General features: G+C 73.0%; 14 protein-coding genes and 1 tRNA gene. 8 read left to right on the top strand and 7 right to left on the bottom strand.

Annotated elements, in window-relative coordinates; translation table 11 throughout:
• Nucleotides 1-109 precede the first annotated feature (109 nt).
• The gene (locus tag P3T34_RS31585; protein WP_280669457.1) at nt 110-1,141 is read right to left on the bottom strand and encodes a hypothetical protein; all 1,032 of its coding nucleotides are present in this window, start codon (nt 1,139-1,141) and stop codon (nt 110-112) included.
• Between the two features lie 238 nt (nt 1,142-1,379).
• On the opposite strand from P3T34_RS31585, the gene P3T34_RS31580 reads away from it, so the two are divergent.
• From P3T34_RS31580 to P3T34_RS31570, 3 genes are all read left to right on the top strand, one after another.
• Nucleotides 1,380-2,549 carry an exonuclease SbcCD subunit D gene (locus P3T34_RS31580; protein WP_280669456.1) on the top strand — a complete coding sequence of 390 codons (1,170 nt, stop codon included), beginning with the start codon at nt 1,380-1,382 and terminating at the stop codon, nt 2,547-2,549.
• On the top strand, nt 2,546-5,581 hold the full coding sequence (locus P3T34_RS31575; RefSeq protein WP_280669455.1) for an SMC family ATPase: 3,036 nt from the start codon (nt 2,546-2,548) through the stop codon (nt 5,579-5,581). Before P3T34_RS31580 ends, P3T34_RS31575 begins: the two co-directional genes overlap by 4 nt.
• A 158-nt stretch (nt 5,582-5,739) precedes the next feature.
• Nucleotides 5,740-7,839 (top strand): RICIN domain-containing protein, encoded by a 2,100-nt coding sequence (locus P3T34_RS31570; protein ID WP_280669454.1) that lies wholly within the window; start codon nt 5,740-5,742, stop codon nt 7,837-7,839.
• Nucleotides 7,840-7,916: 77 nt separating this feature from the next.
• Here the strand turns inward: P3T34_RS31570 and P3T34_RS31565 are convergent, their stop codons facing one another.
• The 3 genes from P3T34_RS31565 to P3T34_RS31555 form a co-directional block, all read right to left on the bottom strand.
• Entirely contained in the window at nt 7,917-8,144 is a 228-nt protein-coding gene (locus tag P3T34_RS31565) for a hypothetical protein (RefSeq protein ID WP_280672680.1), read from the bottom strand.
• A gap of 62 nt (nt 8,145-8,206) precedes the next feature.
• The gene (locus tag P3T34_RS31560; protein ID WP_280669453.1) at nt 8,207-8,629 is read right to left on the bottom strand and encodes a YjbQ family protein; all 423 of its coding nucleotides are present in this window, start codon (nt 8,627-8,629) and stop codon (nt 8,207-8,209) included.
• A 201-nt stretch (nt 8,630-8,830) separates the two neighbouring features.
• Nucleotides 8,831-9,097: a hypothetical protein gene (locus tag P3T34_RS31555; RefSeq protein WP_035796144.1), complete on the bottom strand. Its 267-nt coding sequence runs from the start codon at nt 9,095-9,097 to the stop codon at nt 8,831-8,833.
• A gap of 778 nt (nt 9,098-9,875) precedes the next feature.
• On the opposite strand from P3T34_RS31555, the gene P3T34_RS31550 reads away from it, so the two are divergent.
• Nucleotides 9,876-10,931 (top strand): glycosyltransferase family 2 protein, encoded by a 1,056-nt coding sequence (locus P3T34_RS31550; protein WP_280669452.1) that lies wholly within the window; start codon nt 9,876-9,878, stop codon nt 10,929-10,931.
• Nucleotides 10,932-10,940: 9 nt separating this feature from the next.
• On the opposite strand, the gene P3T34_RS31545 is transcribed toward P3T34_RS31550, so the two are convergent.
• Nucleotides 10,941-12,530, bottom strand: coding sequence for a Na+/H+ antiporter (locus P3T34_RS31545; RefSeq protein WP_280669451.1), 1,590 nt, complete (start codon nt 12,528-12,530; stop codon nt 10,941-10,943).
• Between the two features lie 180 nt (nt 12,531-12,710).
• Here P3T34_RS31545 and P3T34_RS31540 point away from each other — a divergent pair, with 180 nt between their 5' ends.
• Complete coding sequence (locus P3T34_RS31540; protein ID WP_280669450.1) at nt 12,711-13,379, top strand: lysophospholipid acyltransferase family protein; 669 nt, start codon at nt 12,711-12,713, stop codon at nt 13,377-13,379.
• 13 nt (nt 13,380-13,392) lie between these two features.
• Here the strand turns inward: P3T34_RS31540 and P3T34_RS31535 are convergent.
• Both P3T34_RS31535 and P3T34_RS31530 read right to left on the bottom strand, forming a co-directional pair.
• Nucleotides 13,393-13,484 (bottom strand) — tRNA-Gln (locus P3T34_RS31535).
• Nucleotides 13,485-13,680: 196 nt separating this feature from the next.
• Entirely contained in the window at nt 13,681-14,124 is a 444-nt protein-coding gene (locus P3T34_RS31530) for a GNAT family N-acetyltransferase (protein ID WP_280669449.1), read from the bottom strand.
• Between the two features lie 185 nt (nt 14,125-14,309).
• Between P3T34_RS31530 and P3T34_RS31525 the strand changes: the two genes are divergently transcribed.
• The 3 genes from P3T34_RS31525 to P3T34_RS31515 are packed head-to-tail and all read left to right on the top strand — an operon-like array spanning nt 14,310 to nt 16,041.
• On the top strand, nt 14,310-14,666 hold the full coding sequence (locus P3T34_RS31525) for a YciI family protein (RefSeq protein WP_280669448.1): 357 nt from the start codon (nt 14,310-14,312) through the stop codon (nt 14,664-14,666).
• Nucleotides 14,666-15,907, top strand: a complete 1,242-nt coding sequence (locus tag P3T34_RS31520; protein WP_280669447.1) for an RNA polymerase sigma factor — start codon at nt 14,666-14,668, stop codon at nt 15,905-15,907. The genes P3T34_RS31525 and P3T34_RS31520 overlap by 1 nt, the downstream gene beginning before the upstream one ends.
• Nucleotides 15,904-16,041, top strand: coding sequence for a hypothetical protein (locus P3T34_RS31515; protein ID WP_280669446.1), 138 nt, complete (start codon nt 15,904-15,906; stop codon nt 16,039-16,041). The genes P3T34_RS31520 and P3T34_RS31515 overlap by 4 nt, the downstream gene beginning before the upstream one ends.
• Nucleotide 16,042 lies beyond the last annotated feature (1 nt).

Genomic DNA, 16,042 nt, shown 5'->3' with positions numbered 1-16,042 from the left:
GTCCGACCTGTTGATCTTCCCCGAACACGCGGTCGATGAACAGTCCTCGCAGCCGCACGGGGCAAGCATGCCGCCCCGGACAGGCCCCTTGACACGGGCCGACCGGAACTCACTCCATCGCCTCACCGCCCCGCTCGGCCGCCGGCTGCGGCAGGACGAAGCCCGGCCGCACCCGCACCGGACCGGCCACGCCGACCGGCCCGCCGACCCCGCCGACCGGCTGCCGGGCCAGCAGCCCCCGCACGCCGTCCGCATCCAGCGCCGTGAGCCGCCCGTCGGCCAGCGCCCAGCCGCGGACCGTCCCCGGCCGCTCCCGCGTGCCCGGGCGCCCGGCCCGCCGACCCCGCCCGCTCCGCGCGCCGCGGGGGCGGGTGCTGTGCACCAGCAACTCGCCCGTCAGCCCGGCCGCGCAGGCGGCGGCGAGCGTGACGCAGAAGGCCTCGGCGCCGCGGGTCGGCTCGTACAGCGCTCCGTGCTCTACGCGGAGCTCCACCGTCGTGGCCGCCTCCCGCTCCCCTCCCCCTCCCCCGGCGCCGCCGCGCGGCGGGCTCGCCCGGTCCGTGCCCGTCCGCAGCACCAGCCGGTGGCAGCCGCCGCCCAGCCCCTTGACCAGCGCCAGGTAGACCGCGGTGACGTACGCCAGCAGCTCCTCCGCCAGCTCCCACCACCCGTCCGGCGACCCCAGCGCGTCGAGCAGCGCCTGGTAGGCCGCCGTGATCCGCACCCGCGCCAGGTGGTCCGCCACCAGCTCGGGCAGCAGCCCGGCCAGCCCCGCGCCGTCGTAGCGGAACGGCTCCCCGGCGAGCTCCGGATCGGCCGCGTACGCCACCCGGGCGGCCGGGCTCTGCGGGGCCATGCCGTGCGCCGCGCAGAAGTCCGCGAAGTCGAGCGGCTCCAGCACCCGCAGGTGCACCTCAAGGCCCTGCTCGAGCGCGGCCCGCAACTGGCACTCCGTCCGGTGCAGGTAGCGCGGGTAGTCGGTGTCCCCGAAGATCCCGTAGCGCGCCAGGCTGCGGAAGTCGACGAGGTCGGCCGCCACCGCGAGCGCCACCGGCTGCACCAGCGGCGCACCCCCGCCCCCGCCGACCAGCAGCCCCAGCGGTCGCCCGGTGGACCTGTCCCGCTGCGCGTTCTCGGACATGACTGCCTCCCTTGATCACCACACCGGACCACCCACTGGCCCGACGCCGCCGACCATACACAGAGCGACTGACACTCCACTTTCCGTGACGATCAGCAACCATCAGGCATCTCACCCGCACTGTCAGTGCTCGTTGCTAGGGTCGCCGCAGTAGCCATCCATCCCTACGACCCCATCCCTCCGCCCCGTCTCTCACCGCCCGTCGTCCCCCGCCCCCGCGGCCCTCCCGGAGCACCTCATGCGACTGCTGCACACCTCGGACTGGCACCTGGGCCGCTCCTTCCACCGGGAGAACCTGCACGACGCCCAGCGCGCCTTCCTCGACCACCTGGTCGCGGTGGTGCGCGAGCGGCAGGTGGAGGCCGTGCTGGTCGCCGGTGACGTCTACGACCGCGCGCTGCCCGGCCTGGAGGCGGTCGGGCTCTTCGACGAGGTGCTGCACCGGCTGGCCGACCTGGCCGTGCCCGCCGTCTTCATCAGCGGCAACCACGACTCGGCCCGCCGCCTCGGCGTCGGCGCGGGCCTGATCGGCCGGGCCGGCATCCATCTGCGCACCGACCCGCAGGGCTGCGCGACCCCGGTCGTCCTGCGCGACGAGCACGGCCCGGTCGCCGTCTACGGGCTGCCGTACCTCGAACCGCTGCTGGTGCGCGAGCGCTTCGGCCTGGAGCGCGGCGGCCACGCGGCCGTGCTCGGCGCGGCGATGGACCAGGTCCGGGCCGATCTGGCCGACCGCCCGGCGGGCACCCGCGCGGTCGTCCTGGCGCACGCATTCGTCACCGGCGGCGCGCCCAGCGACAGCGAGCGCGACATCGCGGTGGGCGGTGTGGCCGCCGTCCCGGCCGCCGTCTTCGACGGGGTGCACTACGCCGCGCTCGGCCATCTGCACGGCGCCCAGACCCTCGCCCCGCACCTGCGCTACAGCGGCTCCCCGCTGGCCTACTCCTTCTCCGAGGAGTTCCAGGAGAAGTCGATGTGGCTGGTCGACCTGGCCGCCGACGGCACGGTGGCCGCCGAGCGGATCCCCTGTCCGGTCCCCCGCCCGCTGGCCCGGTTGCGCGGCACGCTGGCCGAGCTGCTGGAGGACGAGACGTACGAGCGGCACGAGCAGTCCTGGGTGCAGGCCACGCTGACTGACCCGGGCCGCCCGGCCGACCCGATGGAGCGTCTGCGACGGCGCTTCCCGCACACCCTCCAGCTGCTCTTCGAACCGGCCGAGGAGGCCGGCGACGGCCTGCCCTCCTACGCCGCCCGGGTGCGCGGGCGCAGCGACCTGGAGGTCGCGATGAGCTTCGTCCGCCACGTACGCCCGGGCGTCGAACTGGACGAGGCCGAGCGCGACTGGCTGCGCGAGGGGTTCGAGCAGGTCCGGGAGTCCGACGACCGCAACCGGGAGCTGCCCCGATGAGACTGCACCAGCTGACCGTCACCGCCTTCGGCCCGTTCGCCGGCCGCGAGCAGGTGGACTTCGACGCGCTCTCCACCGGCGGGCTCTTCCTGCTGCGCGGGGCCACCGGCGCCGGCAAGAGCAGCGTGCTCGACGCGGTCTGCTACGCCCTCTACGGCGAGCTGCCCGGCACCCGCAAGGCCAACCGGATGCGCAGCGACCACGCCGAACCGGACCGGCTGACCGAGGTCCGCCTGGAGCTGACCCTGGGCGGCCGCCGCCTGGAGATCACCCGGATCCCCGAGCAGCGGCGCCCCAAGAAGCGCGGCACCGGCTGGACGCTGGAGAAGGCCCAGACGCTGCTGCGCGAGTGGACCGCCGACGCCGGGGAGGGCGTGCCGGGCTGGCGGGCGGGCAGCAGGTCCCACCAGGAGACCGGCGAGGAGATCCTGCGGCTGATCGGGATGAGCCGCGAGCAGTTCTGCCAGGTGGTGCTGCTGCCGCAGGGCGATTTCGCGCGCTTCCTGAAGGCGGACGCCACGCACCGCGGCGAGTTGCTCGGCAAGCTCTTCGACACCGCGCGGTTCGGCCGGGTCGAGGGCTGGCTCGCCGAGCGCCGCCGACAGCAGGAGGCGGCCGTGCAGGCGGGTCGGCGCCGGCTGCGCGAGCTGGTCAGCCGCACCGGGCAGGCCGCCGGTCCGGGTGCCGAGCCGGCCGCCGAGTGGATCCCGGCGGAGGGCGAGGCGGGCGCGGCGGACGGCGAGCTTGCCGCGGCAGCGCTGGGCTGGGCGGCGGTGCTGCGCAGCGGCGCGGCCGAGCGGCTGGCGGTCGCCGAGTCCGCGCTGGCCGGAGCCGAGCAGCGCCAGCGGGCCGCGCAGCGCGCGCTGTCGCAGGCCGAGGAGCTGGCCGGTCGCCAGCGCCGCCACCGTGAGGCGCTCGGCCAGGCGGCCGAGCTGGCGAAGAGCGAGGAGCAGGACGCCGCCGACCGGCAGCGGCTGACGCTGGCGCAGGCGGCCCTCGGCGTGGAGTCCGCGCTGCGGCTGCGGGCGACCGCGGCGGACGGTCACCGCCGGGCCCGGGCGGCAGAGCAGGAGCAGCGCCGCCTGCTGGCGGCTGTCTCAGATCTGCCGGACGCCGCGGTCGCCGAGCTGACCGCCGCCGAGGCGGCCGTCCGGGAGGCGATCGGCCGGCTGAAGTCGGCTGCCGACGACGAGCGCCGCTGCACCGAACTGGCCGCCGAGGAGCGCACCGAGGCCGCCGACCGGCGCGCGGCCGAGGAGCTGGCCGAGGAGGCCGAGGGCTGGCTGGCCGGCTACCAGGCCGAGTCGGACGCGCTCACCGAGCAGGAGGCCGCGGCCCGGGCGGCCGCCACCCGCACCGAGCAGCTGGACGCCCGCCGGATCGAGACGCAGGCGCGCCTTGAGGCCGCCCGCCGGCGTGACGCGCTGCGCGCCCGGGCCGCCGAGGCCGAGACGGGCCAGCTCGTCCTGCACGAAGCGGCGTTGCAGGCCAAGGAGTACACCTTGGAGCTGCGCCGCCGCCGGCTGGACGGGATGGCCGCCGAGCTGGCCGGCCGGCTGCGCGCCGGGGAGGCCTGCCGGGTCTGCGGGTCCGCCGCGCACCCGGCGCCGGCCGTGCCCTCCGGTGCGCCGGTCGGCCCGCAGGACGAGGAGCGGGCGGCCGGTGTCCAGCAGTCCGCCGAGCGCGCGCTGGCCACCGCCCGGGACGAGCTGACGCAGGTGCAGGTGGAGGCGGCCACGGCGGCCGGCACCGCCGGCGAGGAGCCGGTCGCCGAGTTGGCCGAGCAGTTGACCGTGCTGACCCGTGAGCACCGGGCCGCCCGGCAGGCCGCCGAGCAGCTGACCCTGCTGCTGCAGCGCCGCGAGCGGCTGGAGCAGGGGCAGCAGCACTACAGCACCCAGCTGCACCACGGCCGCGAGCGGGTGGCCGCCCGCACCGCGCGCCTGGAGACGCTGGCCGCCGAGCGGCAGGAGCTGTCCCAGCGGGTCGCGGCGGCCCGCGGCGACGCACCGTCGGTGGCCGAACGGGCGTCCGGCCTGGATCGGTTGGCGGGCCGGCTGGGCGCGGCGGCGGCGGCCGGGCGGGCCGCGGCCGAGAGCGCGGACCGGCTCGCGCAGGCCGAGGCGGAGCTGACGCGGGCGGCCCGGGCGGCCGGCTTCGGCACGCCGCAGGAGGCCGAGGCCGTCCGGCTGTCGGACGAGCGGCAGGCGCAGCTGCGCCATCACCTGGAGCGGCGGGCCGCCGAGCGCTCGGCGGTCACCGGTCTGCTGGCCGATGCCGAGCTGGTCGCGGCGGCGGCCCGCCCGCCGGCCGATCCGGCGGGCGCGCAGGGCGCGCTGCGCGCCGCCACCGAGCGGCTGACCCTCGCCTCCGCCGCCGAGCACAGCGCCCGTACGCGCTGTGCCGAGCTGGCCGGCCTCGGTCGGCAGTTGACCGGTCTGGCTCGCGAACTGGCCCCGCTGCTGGCCGAGTTCGGCCAGATCACCCGGCTCTCCCAGCTGGCCGGCGGCACCGGCGGCGACAACCGCCTGAAGATGCGCCTGGAGTCGTATGTGCTGGCGGCCCGGTTGGAGCAGGTCGCGGCGGCGGCCAGCGCCCGGCTGGTGCGGATGTCCGGCGGTCGCTACACCCTGGTGCACAGCGACGAGCGGACGGCCGGCGGCCGGCGTTCGGGCCTGTCGCTGCTGGTGGTGGACGCCTGGACGGGCACCGAGCGGGACACCGCCACGCTCTCCGGCGGCGAGGGCTTCTTCGCCTCGCTGGCCCTGGCACTCGGCCTGGCCGACGTGGTCACCGACGAGGCGGGCGGCATGCCGCTGGACACCCTGTTCATCGACGAGGGCTTCGGGACGCTGGACGAACAGGCGCTGGAGGAGGTGATGGACGTGCTGGACGGCCTGCGCGAGCGCGACCGCGCGGTCGGCATCGTCAGCCATGTCGCGGATCTGCGCCAGCGGATCCCGGCCCAGCTGCTGGTCCGCAAGGGCCGGCACGGCTCAACCCTCCAGCTCACCGGGCCGGAGGCGGGCTGAGCGGGCTGAGAGCGTCAGTACGGGATCACTTCTGTCAGTTCCTGTCACACCCGTTGACAGATTCAAACAAAACCAAATAATTCTCGACATGGGACCCGGCTGACCCCACCATTTCGGCGTCCCTCCGACGGAAGGCGTTTGGAATGTTTGAATCCCGGTTGACCGATTCGCGGCCGCGGCTGCTACGCCTGGGAGCGGTCTCACTCTCCTCGGCCCTGCTGGTGCTCGGTTCGCTGACCGGCGCGGCCCCCAGCGCCACCGCCGCCGCGGCCACCCCCACGCCGCAGCTGAACAACGGTCTCGCCCTGACGCCGCCGATGGGCTGGAACTCCTGGAACTCGCTCGGGACAGGGGTCAACCAGCAGCAGGTGATCGACACCATCGACTACATGTCCGCCAACGGCCTGGTGGCGGCCGGCTACAACACGGTGACGATCGACGACGGCTGGTCCAAGAGCTACCGCAGTGGGCAGAGCAGCCCCTTCGCCAAGACCGCCTACGGCTCGATGCAGCTCTACGACGCCAACGGCAACCCCGTCAGCGGCACGGACGGCACCGGCAACGACCCCACCAGCGGCCACCTGACCCCGGACCCGGGCAACTTCCCGAACCAGGTCGTCAACGGGCAGACCATGAACGGCATCCAGTACCTGGCCTGGTACGCCCACAGCAAGGGCATGAAGTTCGGCCTCTACGGCACCGACACCTACACCACCTGCCAGGGCCACCCCGGCAGCCTGGGCCACGAGAGCACCGACGCCGCCGACTTCGTCTCCTGGGGCGTCGACTACGTCAAGTACGACGACTGCCCGTACGGGCCGCCGATCACCGGCCCGGACGGGCACAACTACGGGACCCAGGGCGAGGGCAAGGAGCTCACCGAGTCCATGTACGCCCGGGTCCAGGCCTTCCAGCACGCGCTGGACGCCGCCTCGGCCGCCCAGGGCCGCCCAAAGGTGGTGCTGAGCGTCTCCGCCCAGCCGGTGCACTCCGGCATCCCGTACCTGGAGAGCCCGACCGACCCGGCACGCTCGGACTCGGTGATCGCCGCGGCCGGCACCCCGCAGTACAACGCCCCCGGCTACGCGCCCACCGGCGTCTGGTGCGGCCAGGTCGCCAACCTCTGCCGGATCGGCGGCGACCGCCAGAGCGACCTGAGCGGAGTGCTGTACGGCGCCGCGCTGGGCACCTCGCTGCAGTACGCGTCGAACATCAAGCCCGGTAGCTGGAACGACATGGACATGATGTTCGCCGGTTGGAACGACGTCTACGGCCTCTACGGCGTCACCGACACCTGCACCTGCCACAAGCCGTTCACCGACACCGAGTCGGCCACCGAGATCTCCATCCTCTCGATGATGGCCGCGCCGCTGATCTCCGGCGCGGACCTGCGCACCGCCGCCGCCTCCCAGCACACCTCGAACGGCACCACCTGGTCGACCGGCCTCAGCAGCACCTCGCTGGCCATCTACAAGAACGCCGGCGTGATCGCCGTCGACCAGGACGCGCTGGCCAAGCCGGCCACCCTGGTCGGCTCGGCGCCGAACTCCTCCACCGCCCCGGTCGTCCTCAAGCGCCAGCTCTCCAACGGCGACACCGCCGTACTGCTGATCAACCAGGACCCGGCCAACACCCAGACGATCAGTACCAGCCTCAGCGCGCTGGGCCTGAACGGCAGCAGCTACGCCTACCAGGACCTCTGGTCGCAGGCCACCGGCACCTTCACCGGCGCCATCAGCGCCTCCGTCGCCCCGCACGGCGTGGCGATGTACCGGATCAGTGGCGCCACCACCAACCGCACCCCCGCGATCGTCGGCGACGGCAAGTACCACAGCCTCTCCAACGGCGGCCCGAGCGGCAACGTCCTGGAGGTGGCCGGCACCTGCAGCGCCCCCGCGAGCGGCGGCGCCGACATCAACACCTGGTGGTCGACCCACACCTCCGAGCAGTGGACCTTCACGGCCAACGGTGACGGCACCAGCCACCTCACCGACAACTGCGCCACCGGCACCCAGGTCCACGGCACCCTCACCGCCACCGGCGGCGCGGGCTCCCCGGTCAGCGTGCTCAACGCCTACGACCCGAACAACGCCTACCAGCAGTGGGTGGTCACCCAGAACACCGGTACCGGCGCCCTGACGATCACCAACAAGGCCACCGGTGACGTGCTCGACACGGCGAGCGGCGCGGCGGGAGCCGCCGCCGTGGTGAACCCGGGCAGTACCAGCAGCACGCAGAGCTGGCTCGCCGTCAGCTGAGGCGGCCCGCTCGACCGGCCGGTCCGAGGCCTGACCTGCGTCCAGGGCTCGGGCCGGCCGGTGCTGTTGCTGCGCCGTCAGCCCGAGCAGGCGCCGCGCTGGGCCTGCTGCCAGGCGCAGACCGGGCAGAGCGTGCTGCCCGGCTGCTCGGCCGCGAACTCGGTCGGCTCGCCGCACAGGACGCAGTCGGCGCGCGGACCGGCGCCCTCGGCGCCCGGCGTCAGCGCGGCCACCGCGTCCGGCACCTTCGGCACATCCCGCACAGACACGGGAGCGGCGCAGTACGTACTCGATTCGTCCGTCACGCCGCCTTCCTACCCGCTGCGCACCGCCCGGGGCAAGTAGGCGAATCGGTAAGCGGCAGCGCTCAGCCCAGGAACGACAGCCGCACGGTCCGACGCGGATTGTCCCGGTTGGTGTCGATCAGCACCACCGACTGCCAGACGCCCAACGCCACTCGCCCGCCGATCACCGGCAGGGTGGCATGCGGGGCGACCAGGCCGGGCAGCACATGGTCGCGGCCGTGGCCCGGGCTGCCGTGCCGGTGGCGCCAGCGGTCGTCGGCGGGCAGCAGGTCGCGCAGCACCGCGAGCAGGTCGTCATCACTGCCGGCACCCGTCTCCAGCACCGCCACACCGGCGGTGGCGTGCGGGACGAAGACATTGAGCAGCCCGTCCCGCCCGGACGCGATGTCGTCGAGGAAGGCCGTGCAGCGATCGGTGATGTCCAGGGCGACCTCCTGGTCGCCGGTGATGATCTCGAAGGTCTGGGAGTGGAAGGTCTCGGCCATGGCGCCATCCTGGCCCATGAGGAGAAGAATCCGGTGAAGAATTCGGGCATATCGGGTGAGTGGACGCCGAGTGCGCCCGAACCCTGGACGGGCGGACCGGCACGGCCCGACAATGCCCGCTGCGCGGGCCGACCACTCCCGGTTCCGGGCATGCAAAAGGCCCGGTGGTCGGTCTCCCTCCCACCGGGTCCGCGGCCGACGCTATCCGCGGCTGCCGAAGAGGCTGCGCTTCAACCGCCGCAACGGGGCCAGCAGCAACACCCGCGCCGTACGACGCGGAGCCGCCGGAGTGCTCACGCCACGCGGCGTCAGCTCCCTTATCAGGCCGAGCGCTTCGGCGGTGTCAACCACCGAGAGCGCGGGCGCACCGAGCACGGCCAGGTGCCGGTCGATCCGCCGACCGGTCGCGCCGACGCCGCACTGGATCGCCGGCACTCGGGGCCTGTTCCGCACTTGCATGTGTTCCATGAGATTCCCACCCCTACGAGGCGCCAGGGCCGTGAGGCGAAGACTATCCGTGAGGGACGGTCTTCGCGCAACCGTCCTGGTGTTCTGCCACCGTATCGTGTGATGACAACTCACGTGTCACCAGGGACCAATGGCGTCGGTCACGACTGCGCATCGATGGGGCGAATCCGTCGATACGCCCGACTCCCCTTCCTGTACCGGCCCCTGACCAGGCATCGGACCCGAAACGGCGCTCGACTGACAAGGGGTCAGGCCGGGCGCACCACGGGGGCGGGCAGCGGCGGAGCCGGGCGCAGAGCCAGGCGCACGGCCGGACCGGCGGCCGACCGGGAGAGCCGCGGAGCGACCCACTGTCCGACCCGCTGTCCGACCCGCTGTCCGACCCGGCGAGCCAGGTCCGGCGGGCTGAAGAGAAATATTCGGAAATTGAACGCACACTGGGATTGACTGGAACGTTACGTCCAAGCAATATCGTGCAAGCAGGAGACTTCGGGCTTAACGCCCGCCAAGTTGTTCGACTGATGAACACACTGCCGTTATTGCTTCCGTCACCTCAGAGCCACTGTCCGGCCACCTCAACGCTGCGGTGGCCAGGCTCGAACCAGGTCGACGGACCGGCGGCCGGCCGCTGAGGGTCGGCCGGGCCGCCACCAGGCTGCCGGTGCCACCGCCGTACGGGCGGAGGCACCGGCGGTCGCACCCTGGGCCGTCCGATGCCCGCCGCTCGCTAGAGTGTGCTGGTCAGGCATCCGGCCCTCCCGTGGAGACAGAGAACAGCGTGCGCGTCCTCCTCAGCATCGTGCTCCCCGTCCACGGCGTGGAGCGCTTTCTGCCGCGCTGCCTGGACTCCATCCTCGGCGGACCGGCTGCCGCGGACGGCCACGAGGTCGAGGTGATCGCGGTCGACGACCTCTCCCCCGACGGCTGCGGCCGGATCCTGGACGAGTACGCCGCCGCCGACCCCCGCCTGCGCGTCCTGCACCTGGCCGAGAACCAGGGGCTGGGCGGCGCCCGGCTGGCCGCGCTGCCCGAGGCGCACGGCGAGTACATCTGGTTCGTCGACAGCGACGACTGGCTCCCCGAGGGCACCCTCGAAGCCGTCCTCGCCGAGCTGCGCGCCGAGCGGGCCGCGGCGCAGCCCGTCGACGTCCTGCTCACCGGCTTCAGCCATGTCTACCCCGACGGCTCCACCGAGCCCAACCCCTGGCGGCACGTGCTGGCCGGCTCGCCGCTGGAGGCCGGCTGCACAGCGGCCGAGCACCCGGCGCTGCTGCAGAGCGTGCTGTCGGTCTGGAACAAGATCTTCCGCCGCGACTACCTGGACAGCCTGGGGGTCTCCTTCGGGCGCGGCTACTACGAGGACATCTCGGTCACCTACCCGGCGCTGGTCGCCGCCCGGCGGCTGCGCTACCTCGACCGCTCCTGCTACAACTACCGCCGCGGCCGCCCGGGGGCGATCACCGCGACCTCCTCCCCCAAGCACGCCGACGCCTTCGCCCAGTACGACGCGATCTTCGCCTTCCTGGACCGGCACCCGAGCGAGCTGCGCACCCTGGTCTTCGAGCGGACCGTCAAGCAGGCACTGACCGTCTACGACACCCCCGGGCTGGTCCCCGCCGAGCTGCGCAAGGACTTCTTCCACCGGATCGCCGCCCACTTCGCCCGGCACCGCCCGGCCGGCTACCGCTTCCCCGGCGGCCTCAGCGGCCTGCGCTACCGACTGGCCGCCCGCGACGCCCGGTTCGCCTACGACGAGCTGCGCCGCACCGGTCGGCTGCCGCGCACCGTCAAGGAGAGCCTCGTCCCGGCCCTGCGGCGCGGCCTGCGCGCTTGACCTGACGTCTCAGACCTCGCCCAACCCCGCCTCCTCCAGGTCCAGCGTGTGCTGCAGGACGCCCCGGGTCGCGTCGCTGATCCGGTGCTCCTGGTAGAGCCGCTGCAACTCGGCGCTCTCGGCTGCGATCAGGTCGCGGCGCAGGCGGCGGTAGGCGGTCACGGTGGCCACGTCCTCGGACGGCTCCTCGTCGGAGAGCTGCATCCGGGCGTGGTCGAGCCGGGCGCCGAGGTCGCGGCGCATCCGATCGGCCACCACGTCCGGCACGCTCTCGGCGCCGACCATCTCGTCCAGCCGGCTCAGCGCGACCCGCAGAACGGCCTTGGCCGCCTGCGCCTCCTCGCGCGCAGTGGCCTCCGGCTCCAGCGCGATGCCCGACGCGCGCACCACCGGCGCGAGCGTGAAGCCCTGGACGACCAGGGTGAACGCGACCACCGCCGTGGTGAGCACCAGCACCAGCTCGCGGTAGCGCAGTGGCGTCCCGTCCTGGGCGAACAGCGGCATGGTCAGCGCGGCCGCCAGCGGCATCACACCGCGGGTGCCGGCCCAGGTCATCACCGCGGGCACCCGCCAGTTGAGCCCGCCGGACAGCTCCTGGTCGCCGCCGCGCAGGCGCAGCCGGTGGGCGATCCAAGCGGTCGGGAAGATCCACACCAGCCGCAGCAGGATCAGCACCAGGCCGATCAGCAGCGCCTGCCAGCGCCAACCGCCGCCGCCCTGCGCCAGATCGTCGATCAGCCCGGGCAGTTCGAGGCCGATCAGCGCGAAGACCACGCTCTCCAGCATGAAGACCACCGTGCGGTAGACGGCGTGCACCTGCAGCCGGATCCGGGCGTTGGTCAGCCGGTGGCCGCGCGCGCCGAGCACCACGCCCGCGACCACCACGGCCGTCACGCCCGAGGTGTGCAGATCCTCCGCCAGGACGTACGCGACATACGGGGTGACCAGCGCGATGACGGTCTCCAGCACCGGGTCCTCGGTGCGCGCCCGGATCAGCGAGACCAGCGCCGCCACCAGCCAGCCGATCACCGCGCCGCCGCCCGCCAGCAGCACGAACTCCCCGGTCGCCGAGGCCAGCGAGACCGAGCCGGCCGTCACCGCCAGGCTGATCGCGACCTTGAAGAGCACCAGGCTGGTGGCGTCGTTGAAGAGGCTCTCGGACTGCACCAGGGTCTGCACCCGCGGCGGCAGCGCGAGCTTGCGCCCGAGCGCGGTGACGGCCACCGGGTCGGTGCTGGCCAGTACGGCGCCGAGCACGAAGGCCATCGCCGGGGAGAGCGGGGTGAGCGCGGAGGCTATCGCGCCCACCGTGAAGGCGGAGGCCAGCACCAGGCCCAGCGCCAGCACGGTGACGGGCCGCCAGACGGCTTTGAGCTCGCGCCAGGAGATCTCCTCGGCCGAGGCGTAGAGCAGCGGCGGCAGCACGGCGACGCTGATCACCTCGGGCTGCACGGTGATCCGCGGGACGAACGGCAGCAGCCCCACCAGCACACCGGCGACCACCAGGAGCGACGGCGCGGGGATGCTCCAGTGCCGGGCCCCGGTGGCCACGGCCGTGGCCAGGATGACGAGCAACAGCACTGTTGTGACACCGCTCACCCTCGTGACACCTCCCCTCGGGATCGAGCACTCGGGGCGGCTCGACCCGCTTATTGTATGAACCGTCGGACCGGCGTTTCGGGCTTTTGCCTGGTCATCAGGTGGGGCCCGGACGAACGGATGCCTAACGAATGTCGTACTGTGCGACGATCAACGCAGGCTGGCGCCAGGGGAGGGACCATGATCCAGATCGTCACCAAGCTGGTGCTCAAGCCGCTGGCCCGGTTGATCTACCGGCCGGTGATCGAGGGCCGCCGCAACGTGCCCCGCAAGGGCCCGGTGATCCTGGCGAGCAACCACCTGTCGTTCATCGACAGCATTGCGATCATCGTCGCCTCACCCCGCCCGGTCTGCTTCCTGGCCAAGGACGAGTACTTCATCGGCAAGGGGATCAAGGGACGGCTGCGCAAGTCGCTCTTCGAGGCGATCAACGCCGTCCCGGTCGAGCGCGGCACCGTCCACCTCGCACAGGCCGCGCTGGACGCCGCACTTGAGGTACTGGAGGACGGCAACGCCTTCGGCATCTACCCCGAGGGCACGCGCTCGCGCGACGGCCGGCTCTACCGCGGCAAGACCGGCGTCGCCTGGCTGGCGATGACGGCGGGCGCCCCGGTGGTCCCCGTCGCCCTGGAGGGCACCGAGCAGCTCCAGCCGGTCGGCACCCGGATCCCGCGCCTGCGCCGGGTCACCGTGCGCTTCGGCAAGCCGCTGGACTTCACCGAGCTGCACGGCCAGGCCCGTTCGGCCAAGGCCCGCCGCCAGGTGACCGACGAGGTGATGGCCGCCGTCCACGAGCTCTCGGGCCAGGAGCTGGCCCAGGTCTACAACGAACTCCCCAAGGCCGCCTGACCGCTGACTCCGGCGGAGAGGGCAGGATTCGAACCTGCGAAGGCCACAAGGACCCGACCGGAACCAAAGCCCCAGCCCCCGATAAACCACTCCGGGCACCTATCCATGCTCCCGGTCCGAGCTTCCGCCCGTCCCGTTCACAAGAAGAACTCTGCCAGCCAGCGCTGACACCCAACTGACCGTCACCTGACACATGGAACGTCGGACCCATCGACTTTCCAGACGCTGTCAGCCGCGCAAGTCGCTCAACTGCGGGGCTGCACAAGGGCCGCACCGGTCAGCAGGCGTTCGGTGCACGACGTCACGATGGGCGAGCGAGGTACGCCGTTTTGGCGTCCGGGGAGAACCCGCATGCTCGGTAGAACGCGTGGGTGGCAGGCCTGCGCGAACCCGTCATCAGCATCGCTTTGTAGCAGCCTGCGTCCCATGCGGCTTGGAGGGTGCGGGCCATGATCTGCCGGCCAAGACCTGTGCCCCGCAGGGTCTCCTCGACGACGACGTTCTCGATGACCGCGTACGGCGACACGGATCGCGTGAGGTTCGGAATGATGTTCAGGTACGTCGTGGCGACGACGACCCCATCGACCTCGAGCACGAACAGGTGCAGGCCGGGCGAGCCCAGAATCTGCGCGAATGCCACTGCGTCGGATCCGTCCTGCAGAACCGGGTCCGCCGGGTGCAGTTGCCGGTAGAGGCGCTGAAGGTCTTCGAAGTCGCCGGGCCCGGCCTCGCGGAAGAGAATCATGTCCGCAGGCTAGCGCTCCGGTCGTAGACCGTGATCTTCAGGCGGGAAGCGCGAGGCTGCACGAGGCGGCTCTCGTCATAGTGGGGAAACGGAACGTCGGGCTGTCGATCTGCGAGGGTGGCGTTCGTATAGGTGGTGAGAGGCCGGCACGACGGCGCCGGCTCCGAACCGAGGAGGACGTCATCATGAAGCAGTACCTGATCAGCGTGATCCAGCCCACCGGCGCGACGCAGCCCGAGCCTGAGGCTCTGGCGGCGATCATGCGGTCGGTCGAGGCCTTCCAGCAGGAGCTCAAGGACGCCGGGGCGTGGGTGTTCTCCGGGGGTCTGCACGCTCCCACCACGGCGACCGTCCTCCGCCTCAAGGGGAACGACGTGCTCGCCACCGACGGGCCCTTCGTCGAGGGCAAGGAGTATCTGGGCGGCCTCACCATCATCCAGGCCCCGGATCTCGACGCCGCGCTCGACTGGGGGCGCAAGGCGGCCCGGGCGACCACGCTGCCGATCGAGGTGCGGCCGTTCGTGGGTGGGGCAGCGAGCTGATGTCCGAGCTGCCGCCGGCCCTGGCCGCGTCCGAGATCGAGCGCGTCTTCCGGGCGGAGTACGGGCGGGCGGTGGCGGTGCTGGTCCGCGTCTTCGGTGACATCGACGTCGCCGAGGACGCGGTCCAGGAGGCGTTCACCACGGCGGTCGGCAGCTGGCCGACCGCCGGGCTGCCGCCGAGCCCGGCGGGCTGGATCATCACCACCGCGCGCAACCGCGCCATCGACCGGCTGCGGCGCGAGGCCGGCCGCGCGGACCGGCAGGCGCAGGCGGCAGCCCTGCTGGACGCGCGGCGGGCGGAGGGGGAGGAAGCAGCCGAGGAGGGCGCCGTGCACGACGACAGGCTTCGGCTGATCTTCACCTGCTGCCACCCGGCGCTCGGCACCGGCGCCCAGGTCGCGCTGACCCTGCGCCTGCTGGGCGGGCTGAGCACCGCGGAGATCGCCCGCGCCTTCCTGGTGCCGGAGCCGACCATGGCGCAGCGGCTGGTCCGGGCCAAGGGCAAGATCCGCGACGCGGGGATCCCGTACCGGATCCCGTACGACGCCGACCTCCCCGACCGGCTGCAGGCTGTCCTCGCCGTCGTCTATCTGATCTTCAACGAGGGTTACCTGGCCAGCTCCGGCGACCGGCTGCTGCGCGAGGACCTCTGCGCGGAGGCGATCCGGCTGGGGCGGCTGCTGGTGGCGCTGCTGCCGGACGAGGCGGAGGCGCTGGGGCTGCTCGCGCTGATGCTGCTGACCGAGTCGCGCCGCGCCGCCCGGGTCGGGCCGGGCGGTGAGCTGGTACCGCTGCCCGAGCAGGACCGCGCGCGGTGGGATCGCGGGCTCGTCGCCGAGGGGCAGGCCATCGTCCGGCAGTGCCTGCGGCGCAACCAGCCGGGGCGCTACCAGCTCCAGGCGGCGATCAACGCCGTGCACAGCGACGCGCCGACCGCCGCGGACACCGACTGGCGGCAGATCCTCCGGCTCTACGACCAGCTGCTCGCCCTCGCGCCTACCCCGGTGGTGGCCCTCAACCGTGCGGTCGCGCTGGCCGAGGTCGAGGGACCGGCGACGGCACTCGCCGTCGTCGACACCCTGGACCTGGACCGCTACTACCTCTTCCACGCGATCCGCGCCGACCTGCTGCGACGCCTGGGCCGATCCGCCGAGGCCGTCCAGGCGTACGACGCGGCGATCGGCCGCGCCACCAACGCCACCGAGCGCGCGTTCCTGCAGCACGAGCGCGACCTGACGTGACGCGACGCCGGCCCTCGGCGCGCGACCTGCTGCTGGTCGTCTACCGGCGGCTCCCGGCCCGGCACGAGGGCGTCCAGCTCCTCGGCGACGAGCAGCTGCTCGACTTCTACCTGGAGCGCACCGCCTTCGAGTGAC

This window comes from Kitasatospora sp. MAP12-44 (genome assembly GCF_029892095.1).
Taxonomy (GTDB): Bacteria; Actinomycetota; Actinomycetes; order Streptomycetales; family Streptomycetaceae; genus Kitasatospora.
Note: the sequence above shows the minus strand (reverse complement) of the source record. Positions and strands in the feature narration are given on the sequence as shown.